This is a genomic window from Vibrio anguillarum, assembly GCF_003390515.1.
Classification (GTDB): Bacteria; Pseudomonadota; Gammaproteobacteria; order Enterobacterales; family Vibrionaceae; genus Vibrio; species Vibrio anguillarum.
This window is the reverse complement of the sequence record NZ_CP031479.1, coordinates 2,798,390-2,819,398: the sequence shown is the minus strand read 5'-3', so window position 1 is coordinate 2,819,398 and position 21,009 is coordinate 2,798,390. Positions and strand designations below refer to the sequence as shown.

The 21,009-nt window shown below is 44.6% G+C and carries 15 protein-coding genes; 12 read left to right on the top strand and 3 right to left on the bottom strand.

The window, feature by feature from the left end:
• Window positions 1-1,878, top strand: a 1,878-nt coding sequence (gene tkt, locus DD616_RS15690; protein WP_208871904.1) for a transketolase, incomplete at its 5' end; no start/stop codon positions are given.
• Window positions 1,879-1,941: 63 nt separating this feature from the next.
• Here tkt and DD616_RS15685 read toward each other — a convergent pair.
• Complete coding sequence (locus tag DD616_RS15685) at window positions 1,942-2,844, bottom strand: LysR family transcriptional regulator (RefSeq protein WP_019282284.1); 903 nt, start codon at window positions 2,842-2,844, stop codon at window positions 1,942-1,944.
• 143 nt (window positions 2,845-2,987) lie between these two features.
• Between DD616_RS15685 and DD616_RS15680 the strand changes: the two genes are divergently transcribed.
• From DD616_RS15680 to mscS, 5 genes are all read left to right on the top strand, one after another.
• Entirely contained in the window at window positions 2,988-4,943 is a 1,956-nt protein-coding gene (locus tag DD616_RS15680) for a ligand-gated channel protein (protein WP_094128465.1), read from the top strand.
• Window positions 4,944-5,142: 199 nt separating this feature from the next.
• The gene (gene epd, locus DD616_RS15675; RefSeq protein WP_026027970.1) at window positions 5,143-6,168 is read left to right on the top strand and encodes an erythrose-4-phosphate dehydrogenase; all 1,026 of its coding nucleotides are present in this window, start codon (window positions 5,143-5,145) and stop codon (window positions 6,166-6,168) included.
• A 148-nt stretch (window positions 6,169-6,316) separates the two neighbouring features.
• On the top strand, window positions 6,317-7,480 hold the full coding sequence (locus tag DD616_RS15670) for a phosphoglycerate kinase (protein WP_026027969.1): 1,164 nt from the start codon (window positions 6,317-6,319) through the stop codon (window positions 7,478-7,480).
• A 153-nt stretch (window positions 7,481-7,633) separates the two neighbouring features.
• Window positions 7,634-8,710, top strand: a complete 1,077-nt coding sequence (fbaA, locus tag DD616_RS15665) for a class II fructose-bisphosphate aldolase (RefSeq protein ID WP_013857804.1) — start codon at window positions 7,634-7,636, stop codon at window positions 8,708-8,710.
• Between the two features lie 293 nt (window positions 8,711-9,003).
• Entirely contained in the window at window positions 9,004-9,867 is an 864-nt protein-coding gene (gene mscS, locus DD616_RS15660) for a small-conductance mechanosensitive channel MscS (protein WP_208871903.1), read from the top strand.
• A gap of 74 nt (window positions 9,868-9,941) precedes the next feature.
• Here the strand turns inward: mscS and DD616_RS15655 are convergent, their stop codons facing one another.
• Window positions 9,942-10,574 (bottom strand): LysE/ArgO family amino acid transporter, encoded by a 633-nt coding sequence (locus DD616_RS15655; RefSeq protein ID WP_017047512.1) that lies wholly within the window; start codon window positions 10,572-10,574, stop codon window positions 9,942-9,944.
• Window positions 10,575-10,696: 122 nt separating this feature from the next.
• On the opposite strand from DD616_RS15655, the gene DD616_RS15650 reads away from it, so the two are divergent.
• The 3 genes from DD616_RS15650 (at window position 10,697) to DD616_RS15640 (ending at window position 14,419) form a co-directional block, all read left to right on the top strand.
• Window positions 10,697-11,593 (top strand): LysR family transcriptional regulator ArgP, encoded by an 897-nt coding sequence (locus tag DD616_RS15650; protein ID WP_208871902.1) that lies wholly within the window; start codon window positions 10,697-10,699, stop codon window positions 11,591-11,593.
• 102 nt (window positions 11,594-11,695) lie between these two features.
• Window positions 11,696-12,388 (top strand): oxidative stress defense protein, encoded by a 693-nt coding sequence (locus DD616_RS15645; RefSeq protein ID WP_208871901.1) that lies wholly within the window; start codon window positions 11,696-11,698, stop codon window positions 12,386-12,388.
• A 165-nt stretch (window positions 12,389-12,553) separates the two neighbouring features.
• Entirely contained in the window at window positions 12,554-14,419 is a 1,866-nt protein-coding gene (locus tag DD616_RS15640) for a sensor domain-containing diguanylate cyclase (protein ID WP_208871900.1), read from the top strand.
• Window positions 14,420-14,522: 103 nt separating this feature from the next.
• On the opposite strand, the gene pykF is transcribed toward DD616_RS15640, so the two are convergent.
• On the bottom strand, window positions 14,523-15,935 hold the full coding sequence (gene pykF / locus DD616_RS15635; RefSeq protein WP_026027602.1) for a pyruvate kinase PykF: 1,413 nt from the start codon (window positions 15,933-15,935) through the stop codon (window positions 14,523-14,525).
• Window positions 15,936-16,359: 424 nt separating this feature from the next.
• On the opposite strand from pykF, the gene DD616_RS15630 reads away from it, so the two are divergent.
• The 3 genes from DD616_RS15630 to DD616_RS15620 all read left to right on the top strand — a co-directional run.
• Window positions 16,360-17,121, top strand: coding sequence for a DeoR/GlpR family DNA-binding transcription regulator (locus DD616_RS15630; protein WP_013857797.1), 762 nt, complete (start codon window positions 16,360-16,362; stop codon window positions 17,119-17,121).
• 87 nt (window positions 17,122-17,208) lie between these two features.
• A complete protein-coding gene (glmS, locus tag DD616_RS15625; RefSeq protein ID WP_017045440.1) occupies window positions 17,209-19,041 on the top strand; it encodes a glutamine--fructose-6-phosphate transaminase (isomerizing) in 1,833 nt (610 codons plus the stop codon).
• Between the two features lie 1,038 nt (window positions 19,042-20,079).
• Window positions 20,080-21,009 (top strand): Ig-like domain-containing protein (locus DD616_RS15620; protein WP_208871899.1); only part of this gene is annotated, 930 nt, incomplete at its 3' end.

Genomic DNA, 21,009 nt, shown 5'->3' with positions numbered 1-21,009 from the left:
CTTTGGCGTAGCCACTTAAACCATAACCCACAAAACCCACAATGGGCTGACCGCGACCGTTTTGTGCTGTCAAACGGCCACGGCTCAATGCTGATTTACTCTTTATTGCACCTGAGCGGTTACGCGCTGTCGATTGATGATTTGAAAAACTTCCGTCAATTGCACTCAAAAACACCGGGTCACCCAGAATACGGTTACGCGCCGGGCATTGAAACCACCACGGGCCCGCTAGGCCAAGGTATTACCAATGCGGTCGGCATGGCGATGGCTGAAAAAGCACTGGCGGCGCAGTTCAACAAACCGGGTCACGACATCGTTGACCACTTCACTTATGTGTTCATGGGTGATGGTTGTTTGATGGAAGGCATCTCGCACGAGGCGTGTTCTCTGGCCGGCACACTGGGCCTTGGCAAACTGATTGCGTTTTGGGATGACAACGGCATCTCTATCGATGGTCATGTGGAAGGCTGGTTCTCTGATGACACGCCAAAACGTTTTGAAGCGTACGGCTGGCATGTTATTGCTGCGGTTGATGGCCATAACGCTGAAGCGATTAATGCCGCGATTGAGGCTGCGAAAGCAGACCCTCGTCCAACCTTGATTTGCACCAAAACCATCATCGGTTTTGGCTCGCCAAACAAAGCGGGCTCACACGACTGTCATGGTGCCCCTTTAGGCGCTGAAGAAATCAAAGCAGCGCGTGAATTCCTGGGTTGGCCGCATGCACCTTTCCACATCCCTGCCGACATTTACGCGCAGTGGGATGCCAAAGAAGCTGGCCAAGCGAAAGAAACCGATTGGAACGCCAAGTTTGAAGCCTACGCCGCCGCTTACCCAGCCGAAGCTGCTGAGTTCAAACGCCGCGTAAATGGCGAGTTGCCAGCAGAATGGGAAGCGAAAGCGAGTCAAATTATCGCTGACCTTCAAGCTAACCCAGCCAATATTGCGTCACGTAAAGCGTCACAAAATGCGCTGGAAGCGTTTGGTAAAATGCTGCCAGAATTTATGGGCGGCTCGGCGGACTTGGCACCGTCTAACCTCACCATGTGGTCGGGCTCTCAATCGCTCACGGCGGAAGATTTCTCGGGTAACTACATTCACTATGGTGTGCGTGAATTCGGTATGACTGCCATCATGAACGGTATCGCGCTGCACGGTGGCTTCGTTCCTTACGGCGCAACCTTCCTGATGTTTATGGAATACGCCCGTAATGCAATGCGAATGGCCGCGCTGATGAAGATTCAGAACATCCAAGTCTACACTCATGACTCGATTGGCTTGGGTGAAGATGGCCCAACCCATCAACCGGTGGAGCAAGTGGCTTCACTGCGTTTGACACCGAACATGAGCACATGGCGTCCGTGTGACCAAGTGGAATCAGCCGTCGCATGGAAGTTGGCGATTGAGCGTAAAGATGGCCCATCAGCGCTGATTTTCTCTCGTCAAAACCTAGCGCAGCAGCCACGCAGTGAAACGCAAGTTGCGGATATCGCGAAAGGTGGTTACATCCTAAAAGAGTGCGCTGGTCAGCCTGAGCTTATCCTGATTGCCACTGGCTCTGAAGTTGAACTGGCGGTAAAAGCCGCAGAGCAACTTACAGCCGAAGGTAAGAAAGTGCGCGTAGTTTCGATGCCATCGACCGATGCGTTTGATAAACAAGACGCAGCTTACCGCGAAGCCGTACTACCAGCAGCCGTGACTAAGCGTATTGCAATTGAAGCAGGTATCGCCGACTTCTGGTACAAGTACGTTGGTTTTGGCGGCAAGATCATCGGTATGACTACCTTTGGTGAGTCAGCACCGGCGGATCAACTGTTCAAAATGTTCGGCTTTACGACTGAAAACGTGGTGAAACAAGCACAAGAGCTGCTTGCTTAAGTCTTCTTATTTTTAATGTAAAAGCCCAGCGAATGACTCGCTGGGCTTTTTTGATCTTGATGTTTATGGTGCTTTCCATTCCTCAGGACAGGCTTGACGTAGCGCGTCGATAAACAGACGCAGTTTGAGCGGATGTCTGCCTGCTGGATAATGACAACTAATTTCAGTGGGTGGCGACAACCATTCTGGCAAACATGCTTGCACACTGTTTGGGTGCGCTTGTTCAAAGCCTTTGGCAAACCATGTCGGCAGTAAGCCGATGCCTCTTCCTTTGGCTATCGCATCCGCTTGCATAGCTAAATTATCACTCTGCAAGCGGCTTGTGAGCGCAGGTAAAAGATAGCTGCCGTGAATAGGATGGATGAGAGCCAAAGCTTCTTGGCGAAAAGCGATAAAATCAATCCAAGGATGTTTGACTAGATCCTGTGGATGCTCTGGCATGTCGTTATTGGCAAGATAGTGTGGCGACGCATAAGGTGAATATTGCCAATGGCCGAGCAATTCACGTCTCCAGCCTTGTTGAGCAAACGGGCCAATCCAAATCAATAAATCAGGCTCAAGATGCGACTCTTCTGCCACATATTGGCTGTAGAGTCGAATGTTGATTTCGGTATGGGTTTGCATGAACTCATCCAATACGTTGCTCAACCAGCCACGAATTAAGTTCGGATGAACCACCAAGGTCATTTCACCGCTGATTTGGTTATTAAACTCTTGCAGTGCTTCATGGCTTTTTTCTGCTAATTCAAGCAGTTGTTCTGTATAAACTGCAAAAACTTGCCCAGCTTTAGTCAAAGTTAGACGGTTGCCTTGCCGAGCAATTAAGGCCTGTCCTAGATCGTTTTCCAAAGACGCCAAACGTCGACTGAGGGTCGACTTAGGCTGTTCCAGCGCTTTCGCCGCCGCAGTCAGGCTTTTGTATTGACAGAGAGCATGGAAAGCTTTGATCGCACTGAAATCATGCATAAGTAAAATGGCCTTTTAATCTAATCATCACTGTGTTCCATATTCGGTATCGACCATTCCATCTGTCTATCTATCTCAATCATCAAAATTATGAATAATCCACCCCTGAAATTAATAATCATTATCATTTAAAGGAGTGGTACATGTCCAGACTCAATCCGCTGAATGTTGCAATTACTGCGGCGCTCGGGTTATTCACCTCATCACACGTTTTCGCTGAAGAAATTCAATCTTATGAGAAATTAGTGGTGACGGCGGCTGGTTTTGAACAAACACAAGCGCAGGCTCCAGCGAGTATCAGTGTGATTACACGAGAAGAGTTGCAATCACGTTATTATCGTGATGTAACCGATGCACTGCGCAGTGTGCCGGGCGTGTTGGTGACTGGAGGTGGTGATAAAACAGACATCAGCTTGCGCGGTATGAGTTCAAACTACACCTTGATGTTAGTCGATGGTAAGCGTCAATCTTCGCGTCAAACTCGACCAAATAGTGATGGCCCAGGTATTGAGCAGGGATGGATGCCACCACTGCAAGCCATTGAACGAATTGAAGTGATTCGTGGCCCAATGTCGACTTTGTATGGCTCAGATGCCATTGGTGGTGTGATCAACATCATCACACGAAAAGATAATCAAGAATGGTCAGGCAGTGTTCAGTTGGATACGGTTTTCCAAGAAAATCGCGATTCTGGCGATCAGAACAGCGTCAACTTCTTCCTGACAGGGCCACTGGCCGACAATCTTTCTCTGCAAGTTTATGGACAGAGTACCGAACGCGATGAAGATAAGATTGAACGTGGCTACCAAGACAAAAGCTTAAAAAGTTTAACTTCAAAGTTGAACTACCAACTTAATGAGCAGCATGATCTGACTTTTGAAGTGGGTACTTCCGCACAAGATCGCCGAGGCAATGTAGGGTTATCCGTGCCAACGACAGGTTGTAAAGGTGGGTGCGAAGACAGCTTAAACGAATACCGTAGAACCTATATTTCCCTTTCTCACCAAGGGGATTGGGGCGACTATGGTGTGTCGGATACTTATGTCCAACGTGAAGTAAGTAATAATAAAAGCCGTGAAATGGAAATCATCAATACGGTGGCTAAATCAAGCTTAGTGGTGCCATTGACTAACAATACAGCAACCGTAGGCATTGAGGCTTCACATTCAAAGTTAGAAGATTTCACCTCAAATAAAGCCTCTGATTTAACTCAGATTGAAAGCACTCAATGGGCGGCGTTTGTTGAAGACGAGTGGCGCATGACCGAGTCGTTTAACCTAACCTTAGGTGGCCGTGTTGACCACGATGAAAATTATGGTTCTCATTTTAGCCCAAGAGCGTATGGCGTGTGGACCATCAATCCAGCGTGGATTCTGAAAGGTGGCGTGGCAACGGGTTTTCGTTCACCGCAGCTCAGAGAAGTCACGCCAAATTGGGCGCAAGTGAGTGGTGGCGGTAATATTTATGGCAACCCAGATTTAAAACCCGAAACTTCAATCAACAAAGAGTTGGGGTTGATGTACCAAAATGGAGCGGGTCTTAACGCGAGTTTGACTTTCTTCCATAATGATTTTAAAGACAAAATTACCCGTGTTGTGTGCCCAAGCAACGTCTGTACTGCAGGCCCGAACGAGTGGGGTTCTGATCCCACTTATCGAGTGAACGTTGATGAAGCGTACACGCGTGGGGTCGAAAGTACGCTCGGTTTACCTATCACAGAAACGGTTTATTTCAACGCGAGCTATACCTTTACTGACTCAGAGCAAAAAACCGGAAAATATCAAGGTATGCCACTTGAGCAACAACCTGAACATCGCTTCAGCGCTGATATTGATTGGCAAGCGACTGACAACTTGAGCAGTTGGTTGAAGCTGACTTATCGTGGAAAAGAGAGCAACCCAGTCACTGGCCCTTCTCGTAGCAGCTTGATTGAGCCAGCTTATCAGTTCATCGATACTGGCATCACTTACGCGCTTTCTTCTCAAGTAAGCTTGAAAGGTGCGATTTACAATCTACTCGATGAAGAAATTTCATACCAAGAATATGGCTATGTAGAAGATGGACGTCGTTATTGGTTAGGTATTGACGTTAACTTTTAAACCATCAATACCGCAAATGAAATGGCTCCCGTTTGGTGAGCCATTTTTTATGGTCATCTTTCTTGTCGTAGCCGCCGTTGCTTGTACCTTGAGTCCGTTTAGAAACGGAATCTTTTGCGACAACTGATGGCTTGGGGTGTTGCTCTTGGTCGCTATCGGTTACTATCTGTACCACGAAAAAAGTTAAGACGATGGAATGATGCTTAAAGTCGCGATCAATGGTTTTGGGCGTATCGGGCGCAACGTGCTGCGTGCGATATATGAAAGTGGAAAAAGTCAGCAGATAAAAGTGGTGGCGGTGAATGAGCTGGCGCTACCTGATGCCATGGCGCACCTACTGCAATACGACACTACTCATGGTCGATTTGGTAAAAAGATCACCAATGATCAAGAGCATATCTATGTTCATCATGGGCTGGATGAGTATGACTCGATTCGAATTTTGCACCTTAGTGAAATCAAACTTCTGCCATGGCGCGATTTAGGCGTTGATATTGTGCTCGACTGCACGGGTGTGTACGGCTCAAAAGCCGATGGTTTGGAGCACATTGAGGCAGGCGCAAAGAAGGTACTCTTTTCACATCCCGGCTCACATGATCTCGATAATACAATCATTTATGGGGTCAACCATGAGACGCTAACCGCAGAACATCGCATTGTGTCAAACGGATCCTGTACCACCAACTGCATTGTACCGATTATTAAAGTGCTTGATGAAGCGTTTGGTATCGATTCAGGAACCATTACCACCATTCACTCGTCAATGAATGATCAACAAGTGATCGATGCCTACCACACCGATTTGCGTCGAACACGTTCTGCAAGCCAATCCATCATTCCAGTGGACACCAAGTTGCACAAAGGAATTGAAAGGATCTTTCCGAAATTTTCTAACAAATTTGAAGCGATATCAGTGCGCGTACCGACAGTTAATGTCACCGCGATGGATTTGAGTGTCACAATTAATACAAATGTGAAAGTTAATGACGTAAATCAAACCATTGTTAACGCATCTCAGTGTACATTACGTGGCATTGTTGACTATACTGAAGCTCCGCTTGTTTCCATCGATTTTAACCACGATCCCCATAGTGCGATTGTTGATGGTTCACAAACAAGAGTGAGCAACGGGCAGCTTGTTAAAATGCTCGTTTGGTGTGATAACGAATGGGGCTTTGCGAATCGCATGCTGGATACGGCACTCGCAATGCAAGCATCCGAGTAGTAGCAGGATGATGGAGATTTATTTATTTTCAGGCTTGAAATAAATAACTCAAATCTCCATATCGATAACCAGTTTGAAGAATTTATAGGCTCGGCAAGGTTGCCGGGTTTCCAAAAACTTTATTTATTAATATTTGAGAGGACAAACCATGTCTGTAATCAAGATGACCGACCTGGACCTAGCAGGTAAACGCGTATTTATCCGTGCTGACCTAAACGTACCAGTGAAAGATGGCAAAGTAACTTCTGATGCACGTATTCTTGCATCGCTACCAACAATTCAGCACTGCCTAGCGGCGGGCGCTAAAGTGATGGTTACTTCTCACCTAGGTCGTCCAACTGAAGGCGAATACGCGGAAGAGTTCTCTCTACTACCAGTGGTTAATTACCTAAACGACGCGCTAGATTGCGAAGTGAAACTGGCAAAAGATTACCTAGATGGCCTAGAGCTAAACGCAGGTGAGCTTGTTGTTCTAGAAAACGTCCGCTTTAACAAAGGCGAGAAAAAGAACGAAGAAGAACTATCTAAAAAATACGCAGCTCTTTGCGACGTATTTGTGATGGATGCATTTGGTACGGCTCACCGTGCACAAGCCTCAACTCACGGCATTGGTATGCAAGCACCTATCGCTTGTGCTGGTCCACTATTGGCAGCAGAACTTGAAGCACTAGGCAAAGCCATGGATAACCCAGAGCGTCCATTAGTGGCTATCGTTGGTGGCTCAAAAGTGTCTACTAAACTAACGGTTCTAGAATCGCTATCTAAAATTGCTGACCAACTGGTTGTTGGCGGTGGTATTGCTAACACTTTCATCGCAGCAGCAGGCCACAATGTAGGTAAGTCTCTATATGAAGCAGACTTGCTTGAAACGGCTAAAAAGTTGATGAAAGAGTGTTCTATTCCAGTAGCAACAGATGTTGCTTGTGCAAAAGCCTTTGATGAAAACGCAGAAGCGGAAATCAAAAACGTGGCGGATGTTCAAGATGACGATATGATTTTCGACCTAGGTCCAGACTCAACCGCACAACTGGCTGAAATCATCGCTAACGCAAAAACCATTCTATGGAACGGTCCTGTTGGCGTATTTGAATTCAAAAACTTCGAAGCAGGTACAAAAGGTATCTCTGAAGCGATTGCGAAATCTGCAGGTTTCTCAGTGGCTGGTGGTGGTGACACACTGGCGGCAATCGACAAGTTCGGTATCAAAGCCGACGTATCTTACATCTCTACTGGCGGCGGTGCATTCCTTGAGTTTGTTGAAGGTAAAGTACTACCAGCGGTTGAAATGCTAGAAGCACGCGCGAAAGCTTAATGACTAATGAAAGCGGGAGTGATTCCCGCTTTCTTGTTTGCTGCACGTGTGTTTTTATTCTGATAGAATGACGCCAGTTGTGAGCAAACGTTTGCAAGAATTTAAACTTAACTGTTTTATTTTTAAAACGATAGAAAAAATAGGATCAAATCCATGTCTAAGATCTTCGATTTCGTAAAACCAGGCGTAATTTCTGGCGATGACGTACAGAAAGTATTTGAAGTTGCAAAACAAAATAACTTTGCTCTTCCTGCAGTAAACGTAGTGAACACTGACTCTATCAATGCGGTTCTTGAAGCTGCATCTAAAGTTAAAGCGCCAGTGGTTGTTCAGTTCTCTAACGGTGGCGCGGCTTTCTTTGCTGGTAAAGGCGTTAAACTTGCTGGTCAAGGTGCACAAATCCTAGGTGCGGTTGCTGGCGCGAAATATGTTCACGCTGTAGCAGAAACTTACGGTGTGCCTGTTATTCTTCACACTGACCACGCTGCGAAGAAACTACTTCCTTGGATCGACGGTCTACTAGACGCAGGCGAAGAGTTCTTCGCTCAAACTGGTAAGCCTCTATTCTCTTCTCATATGCTAGACCTTTCTGAAGAGTCTCTAGAAGAGAACGTTGAAACTTGTGCGAAATACCTAGAGCGTATGGCTAAAATGGGTATGACTATCGAGATCGAACTGGGTTGTACTGGTGGCGAAGAAGACGGCGTAGACAACTCAGACATGGATTCATCTGAGCTGTACACTTCTCCTGAAGACGTAGCTTACGCTTACGAGAAATTGAGCGCAGTGAGCCACCGTTTCACTATCGCAGCTTCTTTCGGTAACGTACACGGTGTTTACCAAGCGGGTAACGTGGTACTGACTCCAACTATCCTACGTGATTCACAAGCGTATGTTTCTGAGAAATTTGGCCTTCCAGCGAACTCTCTAAACTTCGTATTCCACGGTGGTTCTGGTTCTTCTGAAGCCGAGATCAAAGAGTCAATCAGCTATGGTGTTATCAAAATGAACATCGATACTGATACTCAGTGGGCAACTTGGGACGGTATCCGTCAGTACGAAGCTGAAAACCATGATTACCTACAAGGTCAAATTGGTAACCCTACGGGTGAATCTGCGCCAAACAAGAAATACTACGATCCACGCGTATGGCTACGTGCTGGTCAAGCATCGATGGTTGCTCGTTTAGAGAAAGCCTTCGCTGACCTTAATGCGATCGACGTACTATAAGTTCATTTATCTGGACTAAGTGATGAACCCGCTCAATGAGCGGGTTTTTTTATGGCCGAGATTCAGACAAAATGACTGGCGGATTGTTAAAATATTGCTTAACCTCTAACAAGCTCATATCAATGCTTCCAAGTAACTATTTGTTTTGTCAGTGTTTACATAAAACTGACTTTGCAACATAACCAAAGTGAGATATTGTGCCAAAAAACTGACACTCTGCTGTCAGTCGTTTTTTGTCTTTGATGTTCAGTGGTAACAACATTCAAAATGATTTTATAAAGAGGAAATGCAATATGTCAGGTGAATCAATGGGCATCAAAGCTCCATTAGTCGATGGTTTAGCGCAAGCCAATACTTGGCTGACCAATAATTCAGATCTTTTGATACAATACGGCGTCAATATTATTTCCGCTATTCTGATCCTATTTATCGGTAACATTGTTGTTAAAGCTGTGGCTGGAAGTGTTGCCAAGGCTCTGAAAAAGAAAGACATGGACAAAGCAGTTGTTGAGTTTGTTCATGGTCTAGTCCGTTATACGCTATTTGTGGTGGTATTAATTGCCGCTTTAGGTCGCATTGGTGTGCAAACCGCTTCTGTTGTGGCCATTATCGGTGCGGCTGGTTTGGCGGTTGGTTTAGCGCTACAAGGCTCCCTATCAAACTTTGCTGCGGGCGTTTTGATTGTGGCATTCCGCCCATTTAAATCCGGTGATTACGTGGAAGTGAGTGGTACTGCTGGATCGGTTGAATCGATTCAAATTTTTTCAACAGTACTGCGCACGCCTGACAATAAAATGGTGATTGTGCCTAATGGTTCGATCATCAGTGGCCCAATTGTTAACTATTCACGCCATGACACTCGTCGTATTGATTTGGTGATTGGTGTTTCTTATAAGTCCAATCTGCAAAAAACCAAGGAAGTGCTGGCTAAAGTAGTCGCGGCAGAGCCTCGTTTGTTGAAAGATCCTGCACCGACTATTGGTGTAATGGCCTTGGCCGATTCTTCAGTCAATTTTGTGGTTCGCCCTTGGGTGAAAACGACAGAGTATTGGGCTGTTTATTTTGATTTGTTACAAGCCATCAAAGAAGAGTTAGATAAAGAAGGTATTGAGATCCCATTCCCACAAATGGATGTTCATCTGAATAAAATGAATTAATTCATTTTCAATCAAGTGAAAAGGGCATGAAATGATTATTCAGTTCATGCCCTTTCTTTTTGTTGGTTATACACTTACACCAGATATTGAATTGCCAGCCCTTTTGCAAGGATAAAGGCGATGCTAAACATCATTGCAGCCACGGCCATGTCTATTCCTTTCTTCACGTTAGGCTTTGAGAGCGTCGGCCCCAGCTTCGCAGCACCAATTGATAAAGAATAAAACCATACAAAAGAGGCCATCATGGTTCCTAGCGCAAACGCGATGCGATCATGGCCTTCAAACTGACCACCAATCGATCCCAAAATCACAACCGTATCTAAGTATAAATGTGGGTTAAGCACAGTAACGGCTAACGCGCCTAGAATAACCGTTCGTTTACCACGTGCGATCACTTCGCCATCCGATTCATTAGTGCTTGTTGAAGTGAAGGCACTCCTTAAAGAAATAAATCCATAAAATGAGAGAAAAGCAACACCGCCTAAGGTAACCGAGGTCAGTAAGATTTCGTTACTTGAGAGTAGGGCACCGCCACCAAATATACCCAGAGAAATAAAAATCACATCCAGTAGACTACAGATGGTCGCCGTCGTTAAGTGGTGATTGCGCTTAATTCCTTGGTTTAGCACATAGGCATTTTGTGCACCAATAGGAATAATCATCGTTGCACCTAATCCAAAACCTTGTAGCAAAATCCACACATTCACAGCTCACCTCATCGTAATAATTCAATACAGTGAGCGCACAATAGCGAGAGTATAAAAATAAGTATAATTAATGATTTTAATATTATATTAGTAATACTAATAATCATAAAAAGGAGCCTAGGATGAGAGGGCTAGATTACAAATGGATTGAGGCATTAGATGCGGTACTGCAACAAGGAAGCTTTGAACGAGCCGCTGAAAATCTCTATATTTCACAATCGGCTATTTCTCAAAGGATCAAGCAATTAGAGAGATTTATCGCCCAACCAGTCCTGATTCGAGAGCAGCCACCAAGGCCAACGCTGGTGGGAAAAAAATTGCTAGGGCTGTATCGTAGGGTGTGTTTGCTTGAAAATGAACTGGTGCCTGAATTGATGAATGAGGAGAATACGCGGTCCGTTTCAATAGCTATTGCCACTAATGCGGACAGTTTGGCTACTTGGTTACTTCCTGCGTTATCGAATACGATGAAAACGCGGCAAGTTGAGTTGAACCTGACGGTTTTCGGTGAGTCACGTACGATCGAAAAAATTAAAAATGGCGAAGTAGCTGGCGCAATAAGCTTAGAATCGCAAGCCATTCCTGGTTGTCATGCTGACTACTTAGGCAGAATGGACTATGTGTGTGTTGCCAGCCCGGAGTTTTATCAGCGTTATTTCTCTCAAGGTGTGAACTTTCATACTTTAAAAAAAGCACCAGCGGTATCGTATGATCAGTATGATGATCTGCATAAAAAATATTTGCATGATCACTTCAATGTGCCAAGAGATGCCGTCATAAACCATACCGTGGGTAGTTCAGAAGCTTTTGTTAAATTAGCCCTATCCGGTGCGGCGTATTGTTTGATCCCCCGCTTACAGATAGCACAAGAGCTCGAAACAGGCACGCTTACCGACATTACACCAGGGTTCATTTTAACCAACCGTATTTATTGGCATCATTGGCAGTTAGAAACGGGAATATTACAGGAAATTTCTCAGGCCATCGTTCAATATGCTCGCCAAGTGTTGCCGCAATGATAAAAGTTCAACGTCAAAGTTGTGTCATTTCATAAGCTATTAACTGTGCTTATATAGAGTATCGCCTATGATGTATTCACCCATTTGAGTAAGGTAACTCCCATGAAATTAATGACAAGTGTAACGCTATTATCTGGATTGCTCAGTTTTGGTTCTATGGCGCAGGAAATGAATTTTCCTCATCTTTCAACGACAGGTTATGGTGAAGTCGTTGCGGCACCTGATATGGCTGAGTTTTCAGTTAAAGTGGTTGAATCGACGCTGACGGCGGAGCAGGCAAAAAGAGCGGTCGACAAAGTGGTAGAAGCATTTGTGGCGCGTTTGAAAGAATCCGGTGTGACTTCCCAACAAATATCGAGTTCAAATCTCTACCTTGCTCCTCAATATCACTACCCTAAGTCCGGTAAGTCGGAGTTAGTGGGTTATCAAGCAACAAGAAGTGTCACGGTTGAGGTTGAAGATTTAAGCCAGCTTAATCAATACCTTGATGTAGCGCTCGGTGAGGGCATTAACCAAGTCGACAATATTCAACTTAAGGTTCGGAATCAAGAGCAATACCAGCAACAAGCTCGGCTAGCGGCGATTCAAGATGCGAATACCAAAGCACTATCATTGGCGGAAGGATTTAAGTTGAAATTAGGTGATGTGTGGCAGATAGACTACAACTCGCCCAGCGTGCAGCCGATTATGATGCGTGCTATGGCAATGGATGCAAAATCTGAATCTAATAGTTACCAAGACTCGACGCTTATTATTCGCGATAGGGTGGACGTAGTCTATCAATTAAACAACTAAGCCCTTACCTAAGCTACTGATTAATTAGTTAATTTAAAATGGATAAAAACGAGCCTTTACTTCCATAAATTGATTGTATTATTAATCGGTAGCTTTTTGTTTTGTCTATTTTTTAAGATGCTATAATCCGCTCATCACTATTTAGGGTTAATATTTAGACAAGTCATGAGATACACAAAAATAATCAGCATCCTTCTCATCATTTGTTTCTTATTCAGCGCAATAGTGACTGGGTATTACTATCAGCGCTACCAAGAAGTGAAAGACAACGCAACGCAAAACACGGTAGCGGAGGCGTTTGATCAACTCAATGAAAGTGAGCGACAGTATCGGGGGTTGAAAGCTCAGGTCGGTTCCATTATTGATTTGCTTAGTCGAAGCCAAAGTTTGTATGAATTTATTTTTTCTCCTTCAGAGATAAATCAGCAGCATCTTGAAAATATATGGTCTTCGGTTGCTGAAAAGCAAACATGGTATAGTTCGATTACACTTTTGGATTTATTTGGGCATGAGCGACTCCGTATTGATTATTCTGCGGACAACCATTTAGCCTCTAGTGCAAAAAATCTTCAAGACCTGTCACATCATGGTTATGTTGCCTTTGCAGAAAACCTGTCAGAGGGAGAAGTGGGGGTTTGGGGCATTGCATTGGCTAGTGCTCGAAGTGCTGCGGCTATACAGCCGATGCTATGTGTGATTACGCCAGTGACCGTATTAGGGGAGCGAAAAGGCTATTTAGTCCTCGATGTTGATATTTGGTCACAATCTTCGCGTTTAAATCATGTCCGTGATCCACAATTAGCTCCTGAGCTGATCGGCGATTCAGGTTTCTATTGGTCTTCCAACGATAAAACCAAATTATTTGGAGACTTATTACCGTCCAATCAATACGAGAATCTTGCACTTCTGCTACCGAAAACTTGGCAGCAGATGCAGACAACTCCTTCTGGCTATGTATTCGAAAATGGCAAGGTTACGGTTTATAAAACCCTTAAATTTGCTTCATTGAAACCTGTTTTTTTGATGATTCAACTCACCGATGAGCAATTAGATCATCGAGCGAAGCGTGACGTCAACGATTTAATCAAAGAAGCTTTTTTTGTCTTCTTCGTTATACTCATTTTTGCGCTTCCCATGGTTTCTATGGCGTTGCATTACCATCATCGAAGTATTGAAAGCAAACTGGCAAGAGCGGCCTTGAATGGTATGTCTGCAGTGATGATTTCAGACAGAAAGCACAAAGTGATGATGGTTAATGGCGAATTTGAAAAGATTACAGGTTTGACTATTGACGAGATAAAAGGCAGTAACGCATTAAAGTTACTGCTCAGTCCAAATGGTATGGAGTTTATGCTCGAGGTGCTTGAAGAGGTATCGCAGCAACATTTCTGGGAAGGTGAAGTAGAAATGGTCAATACACAAGGTGAGACTCTAACCGCCATCATGAGAATTCAAGCGATTAAAGAGGCGACTAAAGTCAGTTATTACATCACCTCTTTAGTCGATATTACTCAGTACAAAGTCTTAGAAAACCGATTGCGAGAATTGAGTGAAAAAGATGCGTTAACTCAGCTATGGAATCGGCGTAAATTTGAAGCAGAATTGCAGCATCATACGCACATCATTCAACGTTATCCCGAAAGCCATCATGTTTGTCTCGTCTTAATTGATATTGATTACTTTAAACGAGTAAATGATGAACAAGGACATGATGAAGGTGATCGCGTCATTATTAAAGTTGGTGAAATTTTGAGCCAAACATTGCGTACCACGGATTTTCTGGCACGTATTGGCGGTGAAGAGTTTGCGATTATTATGCCGCACACTTCTGTAGAAGAAGCCGAGACTGTCCTAGACCGATTACGAGTAGCGGTAGAGCAAAGCCTCACCGTGACTATCAGCGCTGGCTTTACTGACTTAACCGCAGATGGTAAACGCTCGTATAAATGTGCTGACATTGCTTTATATGAGGCGAAAACCTTAGGACGAAATCGAATTTCACTGTGTAAAAGCAGTGATGATCTTGCTTAAGGCATACCGCAAAGAGTGATGGGTTTGGCAAGTAAAGCGTAAATAGCGAAAATAAAAAATCGGGGCAAGCCCCGATTTTTTCTGCTTTGTATTCGACGTTCGATTATAGAACGTGAACAGAAGCTGTGTTGGTTGTACCTGAGGCAACAAGTGCACCAGAAACCATCACTACGATGTCACCCTTCTTGCCTAGACCAGAAGCCAGTGCAATCTCTTTACCATTGATGTAGAACGCATCAGTGCTGTCGATAGTATCAACAACAACCGGTGTTACACCTTTAGTCAGAACAAGTTGAGCCGCCGTTTTCTTGTTAGTGGTTACAGCAATGATGTTCGCAGTTGGGAAGTACTTACGCACTGAACGAGCTGATTTACCCGCTTCAGTTGCGACCACGATAAGTGGAGCCGCCAATTTCTCAGCAGTATCTACCGCACCTTTACATACGGCTTCAGTAATGCGTAGGCGTGGGCTGTCTAAACGAGAACCCAACTCAGCTTGTAGAACGCGGTCTGTACGAGCACAGATTTGCGCCATGATAGTGACCGCTTCAACAGGGTATTTACCTTTTGCTGTTTCGCCAGAAAGCATCACTGCATCTGTACCATCCATTACCGCGTTGGCTACGTCGCCAGCTTCTGCGCGAGTTGGACGTGGGTTCTTGATCATTGAATCAAGCATTTGAGTTGCTGTGATAACCACTTTACGTGCGCGGTTACATTTTTCGATCATCATCTTCTGTGCAAAGATAACTTCTTCAGCAGGGATCTCAACACCTAGGTCGCCACGAGCAACCATGATACCGTCAGAAAGCTCAAGAATTTCGTCGAAGTTATCAACGCCTTCTTGGTTTTCAATTTTAGAGATGATTTGGATATCTGCGCCGCCGTTTGCTGTTAGCAGTTCGCGGATTTCACGTACGTCGTCAGCTTTACGAATGAAAGAAGCCGCAACAAAATCAACGCCTTGCTCACAACCAAATTTAAGGTCTGCTTTATCTTTTTCAGAAAGAGCTGGAAGGTTCACTGAAACGTTAGGAAGGTTAACACCTTTGTTTTCACCTAGCGCGCCGTTGTTCAGCACTTTACATTTCACTTCAGTTTCTGTGGTTGCAATCACTTCCATTTCAATCAGGCCGTCATCAACCAAAATTTTGTTACCTACAGTAAGGTCTTTAGCAAAACCTAAGTAAGTCACGGCAACTTTATCTTTGTTACCAACAACGGTTGCATCAGTAGTGAAAGTGAAATCCTGGCCAGCCACGAGATCAACGTCATCACCATTTTCTAGTTTGATGGTACGGATTTCAGGACCTTTAGTGTCTAAAAGGATCGCAAGCTGTTTACCAGTGTTTTCCATTACTTTACGGAAGTTCGCAATACGAGTGCCGTGTTCTACGAAGTCACCGTGAGAGAAGTTCAAACGCATAACGTTCATGCCAGCATTCACTAGCTCAGTAAGCTTCTCTACAGATTCAGTTTTAGGGCCAATCGTACATACGATTTTGGTCTTTTTCATGGAAGGTTCTCTCCGGTAAATATGATTACAATTTGAAGTTGGTTGAGTGTTCTAGCGTCATCACAAGCGGCAATTTTTCTTATCTATTACCCAACAATATTAATGTGATTTTGTGACATTAGAGCTGAAAGTCTTTCAACAGTTTAGTCATTTTATGACCAAGCATTGTCGATTTTATAGCGTTATTTTGCCACTTATTGAGTTTAAATCGGTTAAGTTGCAAAAGAATAACAGTCAATTCTGTAATTTTTTTTCTTTTCGGCGCGAATTCTACCACCTAATGAGTTCAATATCACTGCCTAAGAATTGTCTTAGGACAAGGTTTTAGCGTGAATTATTAATTTTTTAGATCGAAATAAATAGACAATAAAGTTTCGATTCGATTAATATTGCTTTCGATTCGTAATCTTGAAGAAAAATATAAATGTCGAAACGAAATACACAACTGAGAAGACACACCATCGCTAACCTTGTGAATGAACAGGGTGAGGTCAGTGTTGATGCACTCTCTGCTCAGTTTGAAACCTCAGAGGTGACGATTAGAAAGGATTTGGCCTCTTTAGAGAAAAACGGTCAACTCTTGCGCCGTTACGGTGGTGCGATTGCACTGCCTAAAGAGGTGGTCAATGATGAGTTTAATCCTAAAGTTTCGAATCGAAAGATAAAGCTGGCTAAGGCGGCGGCTAAGTTAATTCGAGACCACAATCGCATCGTTATTGACTGCGGTAGTACTACGGCAGCATTAATTCAGCAACTGAATGATAAACGCGGTTTGGTTGTGATGACCAACTCATTGCACGTAGCGAACGCCCTTAATGAACTAGAAAGTGAACCGACACTATTAATGACGGGCGGTACTTGGGATACCCATTCCGAGTCATTTCAGGGCAAAGTGGCTGAATCGGTACTGCGTTCTTACGACTTTGACCAGCTGTTTATTGGCGCTGACGGTATTGATCTTGAACGTGGCACCACCACCTTCAATGAACTGATTGGCCTGAGCAAAGTGATGGCCGAAGTCTCACGAGAAGTGATCGTGATGATCGAATCAGACAAAGTTGGCCGAAAAATTCCCAACCTTGAGCTCGCTTGGGAGCATATCGACGTGTTAGTGACCGATAACGATCTAACCGTTCAAGATGCCGCATTGATTGAATCGCACCAAGTGCGAGTGATCCGAGCTTAATTAATCCCTATTCAACCATTCCTAAATAAAGGCCTTCGCTTGCGGCTTTAGGGATGAAGCATAAATCTAAAATGGAGTAAAAACCTTATGTGTGGAATCGTCGGTGCAGTAGCACAACGAGATGTGGCTGAAATTTTAGTGGAAGGACTACGCCGCTTGGAATACCGCGGCTATGATTCAGCCGGTGTTGCTGTGGTGGATAGTGCGAGTCAATTAACGCGCGTTCGTCGTTTAGGCAAAGTGCAAGAGCTAGCCGATGCAGTCGAAAAGCAACATGTTGCCGGAGGCACTGGCATTGCGCACACACGCTGGGCGACACACGGTGAACCTTCCGAAATTAATGCTCACCCACACATGTCGGGCGATATTGCGGTTGTGCATAACGGCATTATCGAAAACCATGAAACGCTACGTGATGTTCTGCGTGAACGCGGCTACCTTTTTGAATCGCAAACCGATACTGAAGTGATTGCTCACCTTGTTGAGTGGGAACTGCGCACGGCCAGTTCACTGCTTGAAGCGGTGCAAAAAACGGTTAAACAACTCGAGGGTGCTTACGGTACTGTGGTACTTGATCGCAAAGATCCAAGCCGTGTTGTGGTTGCTCGCTCCGGTAGCCCGATCGTGATCGGTTTCGGTGTTGGTGAGAATTTCTTAGCTTCAGACCAATTAGCTTTGCTGAATGTTACACGCCGCTTTATGTATCTTGAAGAGGGTGATGTCGCGGAAGTTACGCGCCGCGATGTGACGGTTTTTGCTGCAAACGGCGAACAGGTGACGCGTGAAATTAGCGAATCTAACGCAGAGCACGACGCTGGCGATAAAGGTAAATATCGTCATTTCATGCAAAAAGAGATCTTTGAACAGCCAACGGCATTGATTAACACCATGGAAGGCCGCATCACCAAAGACAGCGTAGTGACAGAAAGCATTGGCGTGAACGCTGCCGAAATTCTTAGCCAAGTGGAACATGTACAGATCGTCGCTTGCGGAACGTCGTACAACGCAGGCATGACAGCGCGTTACTGGTTTGAAGCATTGGCAGGCGTGAGTTGCGATGTGGAAATTGCCTCTGAATTTCGCTATCGAAAATTTGTCACTCGTCCAAATAGCTTGTTGATCACGCTTTCTCAATCCGGTGAAACGGCAGATACCTTAGCCGCTTTGCGCTTGGCGAAAGAAAAAGGCTACATGGCCGCGATGACTATTTGTAACGTAGCGGGTTCTTCGCTGGTTCGTGAATCTGATTTCGCATTCATGACTCGCGCCGGAACAGAAATTGGTGTGGCGTCAACCAAAGCCTTCACTACTCAGCTTGCAACCTTGCTAATGTTAGTGACCGCTCTTGGTAAACAAAAGCAGTGCATTAATAAAGAAAAAGAGGCGGAAATTGTTGAAGCTCTGCATGCACTGCCTGCACAAATTAATGCCGCCCTTGCCTATGAAAAGCAGATTGAAGCACTGGCTGAAGATTTCGCAGATAAACACCACACTCTATTCCTAGGTCGTGGTGAGTTTTACCCTATCGCGCTTGAAGCGTCATTAAAGCTGAAGGAAATCTCTTACATTCATGCTGAAGCATACGCGGCAGGCGAATTAAAGCACGGCCCATTAGCACTGATTGATGCTGATATGCCCGTTGTCGTGGTTGCGCCAAATAACGAGCTGTTAGAGAAGCTAAAATCGAACATTGAAGAAGTACGTGCTCGTGGCGGTTTGCTGTATGTGTTTGCCGATCAAGACGCTGGCTTTGCGGCTGATGAAACAATGAAAATTATCACCATGCCACACGTGAGTGAAATTACCGCGCCGATCTACTACACCATTCCAATGCAGCTTCTTTCTTATTATGTTGCTTTAATCAAAGGTACGGATGTCGACCAACCTCGTAACCTCGCCAAAGCCGTAACGGTTGAGTGATACAAGGTGGTTAGAGCACATATTGTCGGAGCATATTAAAGTTTAATTAATCACAATAAAGTCTGATCGCTTACCATCAAGTTTGAATAAAAGTGATCTGTTAACTTTTTTGTATTAATAGAAAGGATTAATTTTTTAAAATAGTGATAAGTGTTATGTAATCAAGTATTTTAAATAATGGTTAATCATCTTTAAAACTCTATATTCTGATCAAACATTATTGTTGGAAGACACTAATGTTTGATCAGTTACAGTAAAGTCTGTTTATTTACTTTACTGCTTAAAGAGGTTGAATCATTATTCGACTGTAATCGACAGCTAGTGAAATGGAAACGCGCCTCTTGAGGTGCATATTGATGTGGCCAACCTCATTAATTAAAACAGTATTTTCTCGCCGTGATTGGCGTACCCTCCGCCGACAATCAACACTTTCAACCCCAGTTAGAATTGGCATATAACAGACTAAGCGTAGAGCATTAGAGAGCGATTAAGGCTGAGGAAGCCACGTTACTGTCACCACTCGTCCATATAGATAACCCCACCGCCAATACCCTGTATATGAACAATTGATAAGACCGAAATTGAGCTTGAGAGATTACAATCCCTAGCTTGGTTAAGCCTTGGCCAGAAGTTAAGGCGATGAATAAAATGCCGACCTTGAGGATGCCGTCTTGGGGGCTAGTCGTTAAATCGCTCAATCTGTGGGGAGTGGCTGATTGTTCAATGATTTGCTCAACAATACCGCACTTCCGAGCTAATGATGTCTGTGCTTTCGGAATAATCTTACAACCATAGATAATAAAATAATCGTATTATCCCCTCGTCTTATCTCCCTTAATTTTAATTCGATTAATCTATCTTAATGAAAATGAAAAAATATTTAATTTTAATCAGCGCATTAGGTGCACCTAATGCGCTCAACTTGTGGCGCAGAAGGCAGGCTGCAGATGACCAAACTGCCGAAGGAGGATCTCAAAATTTCAGAATTGAAATTACCATCCCCAACTTTCAGCTTCAACTTCAAGAGTAGGTCGTATTATGACTAAATTTTTTAAAGGTTTATTTGCGCTAATAGTATTACCTCTATTGATGCTGTTGACAGGCTGTAATTCAGACGATGTGTCTTCTGAACCAACAGTGAAATTAGAACGCATAGATATTACAGCGTCACCATTAACAACGCGAGGAGTGAGTCAACTGACGCTTGCGGTAGGTGACAAGCAGCCTTTCGAGGTCGTTGGTAACTACTCTGATGGCTCGTCTCGCATATTAACGGATTCAAATGCGGTTGATTGGCATGCAAGCGACTTGGATGTGGTTCTTTTTGATGCACCGGGCATCATTACTGGTAATGCGCCTGGTGTGGTGACCGTGCATGCCTCTAGTGGCGACATTGCCAGTAACGAGGTGACGGTTAACGTGAGCTCAGCGGAGATCACCGAGATTACAGTCACGCCTTCGCCAGTGAAGGTCGCGAAAGGTCAAACTCAGCAGTTGACTGCGATGGCGATGTACAGTGATGGTACTTCCTCTGAAGTGACGAATTCTGTTACGTGGACACTAATGGATACCGACACGGCAATGGTGACCGATAGTGGTCAGATCTCCGGGGTTGAAGAGAACAGTACAACCCTCACTGCCACGAAGGCCGGTGTGACCAGTAACGAGGTGACGGTCAATGTGAGCTCAGCGGAGATCACTGAGATTACCGTGACCCCTTCACAGGTCAATATTGCGAAAGGTCAGACTCAGCAGTTAACGGCCATTGCGACGTACAGTGATGGTACTTCATCTTCTGTCACCAACTCAGTGATGTGGACGCCAGCCGATGCCAATACAGCAACAGTGACGTCAACAGGTTTGATCACTGGTGTTGGCGTGGGTTCTACGACGATGGCAGTTACCAAAGATGGCATTACCAGTAACACGGTGAATGTCACTGTCTCCTCGGCTGTGATTACTGCGATT

Coding starts and splice junctions, on each gene's coding strand:
- DD616_RS15685 (WP_019282284.1), bottom strand. CDS start 2,844: ATGCATGATTTCAGTGCGATCAAAGCTTTCCATGCTCTCTGTCAATAC.
- DD616_RS15680 (WP_094128465.1), top strand. CDS start 2,988: ATGTCCAGACTCAATCCGCTGAATGTTGCAATTACTGCGGCGCTCGGG.
- epd (WP_026027970.1), top strand. CDS start 5,143: ATGCTTAAAGTCGCGATCAATGGTTTTGGGCGTATCGGGCGCAACGTG.
- DD616_RS15670 (WP_026027969.1), top strand. CDS start 6,317: ATGTCTGTAATCAAGATGACCGACCTGGACCTAGCAGGTAAACGCGTA.
- fbaA (WP_013857804.1), top strand. CDS start 7,634: ATGTCTAAGATCTTCGATTTCGTAAAACCAGGCGTAATTTCTGGCGAT.
- mscS (WP_208871903.1), top strand. CDS start 9,004: ATGTCAGGTGAATCAATGGGCATCAAAGCTCCATTAGTCGATGGTTTA.
- DD616_RS15650 (WP_208871902.1), top strand. CDS start 10,697: ATGAGAGGGCTAGATTACAAATGGATTGAGGCATTAGATGCGGTACTG.
- DD616_RS15645 (WP_208871901.1), top strand. CDS start 11,696: ATGAAATTAATGACAAGTGTAACGCTATTATCTGGATTGCTCAGTTTT.
- DD616_RS15640 (WP_208871900.1), top strand. CDS start 12,554: ATGAGATACACAAAAATAATCAGCATCCTTCTCATCATTTGTTTCTTA.
- pykF (WP_026027602.1), bottom strand. CDS start 15,935: ATGAAAAAGACCAAAATCGTATGTACGATTGGCCCTAAAACTGAATCT.
- DD616_RS15630 (WP_013857797.1), top strand. CDS start 16,360: ATGTCGAAACGAAATACACAACTGAGAAGACACACCATCGCTAACCTT.
- glmS (WP_017045440.1), top strand. CDS start 17,209: ATGTGTGGAATCGTCGGTGCAGTAGCACAACGAGATGTGGCTGAAATT.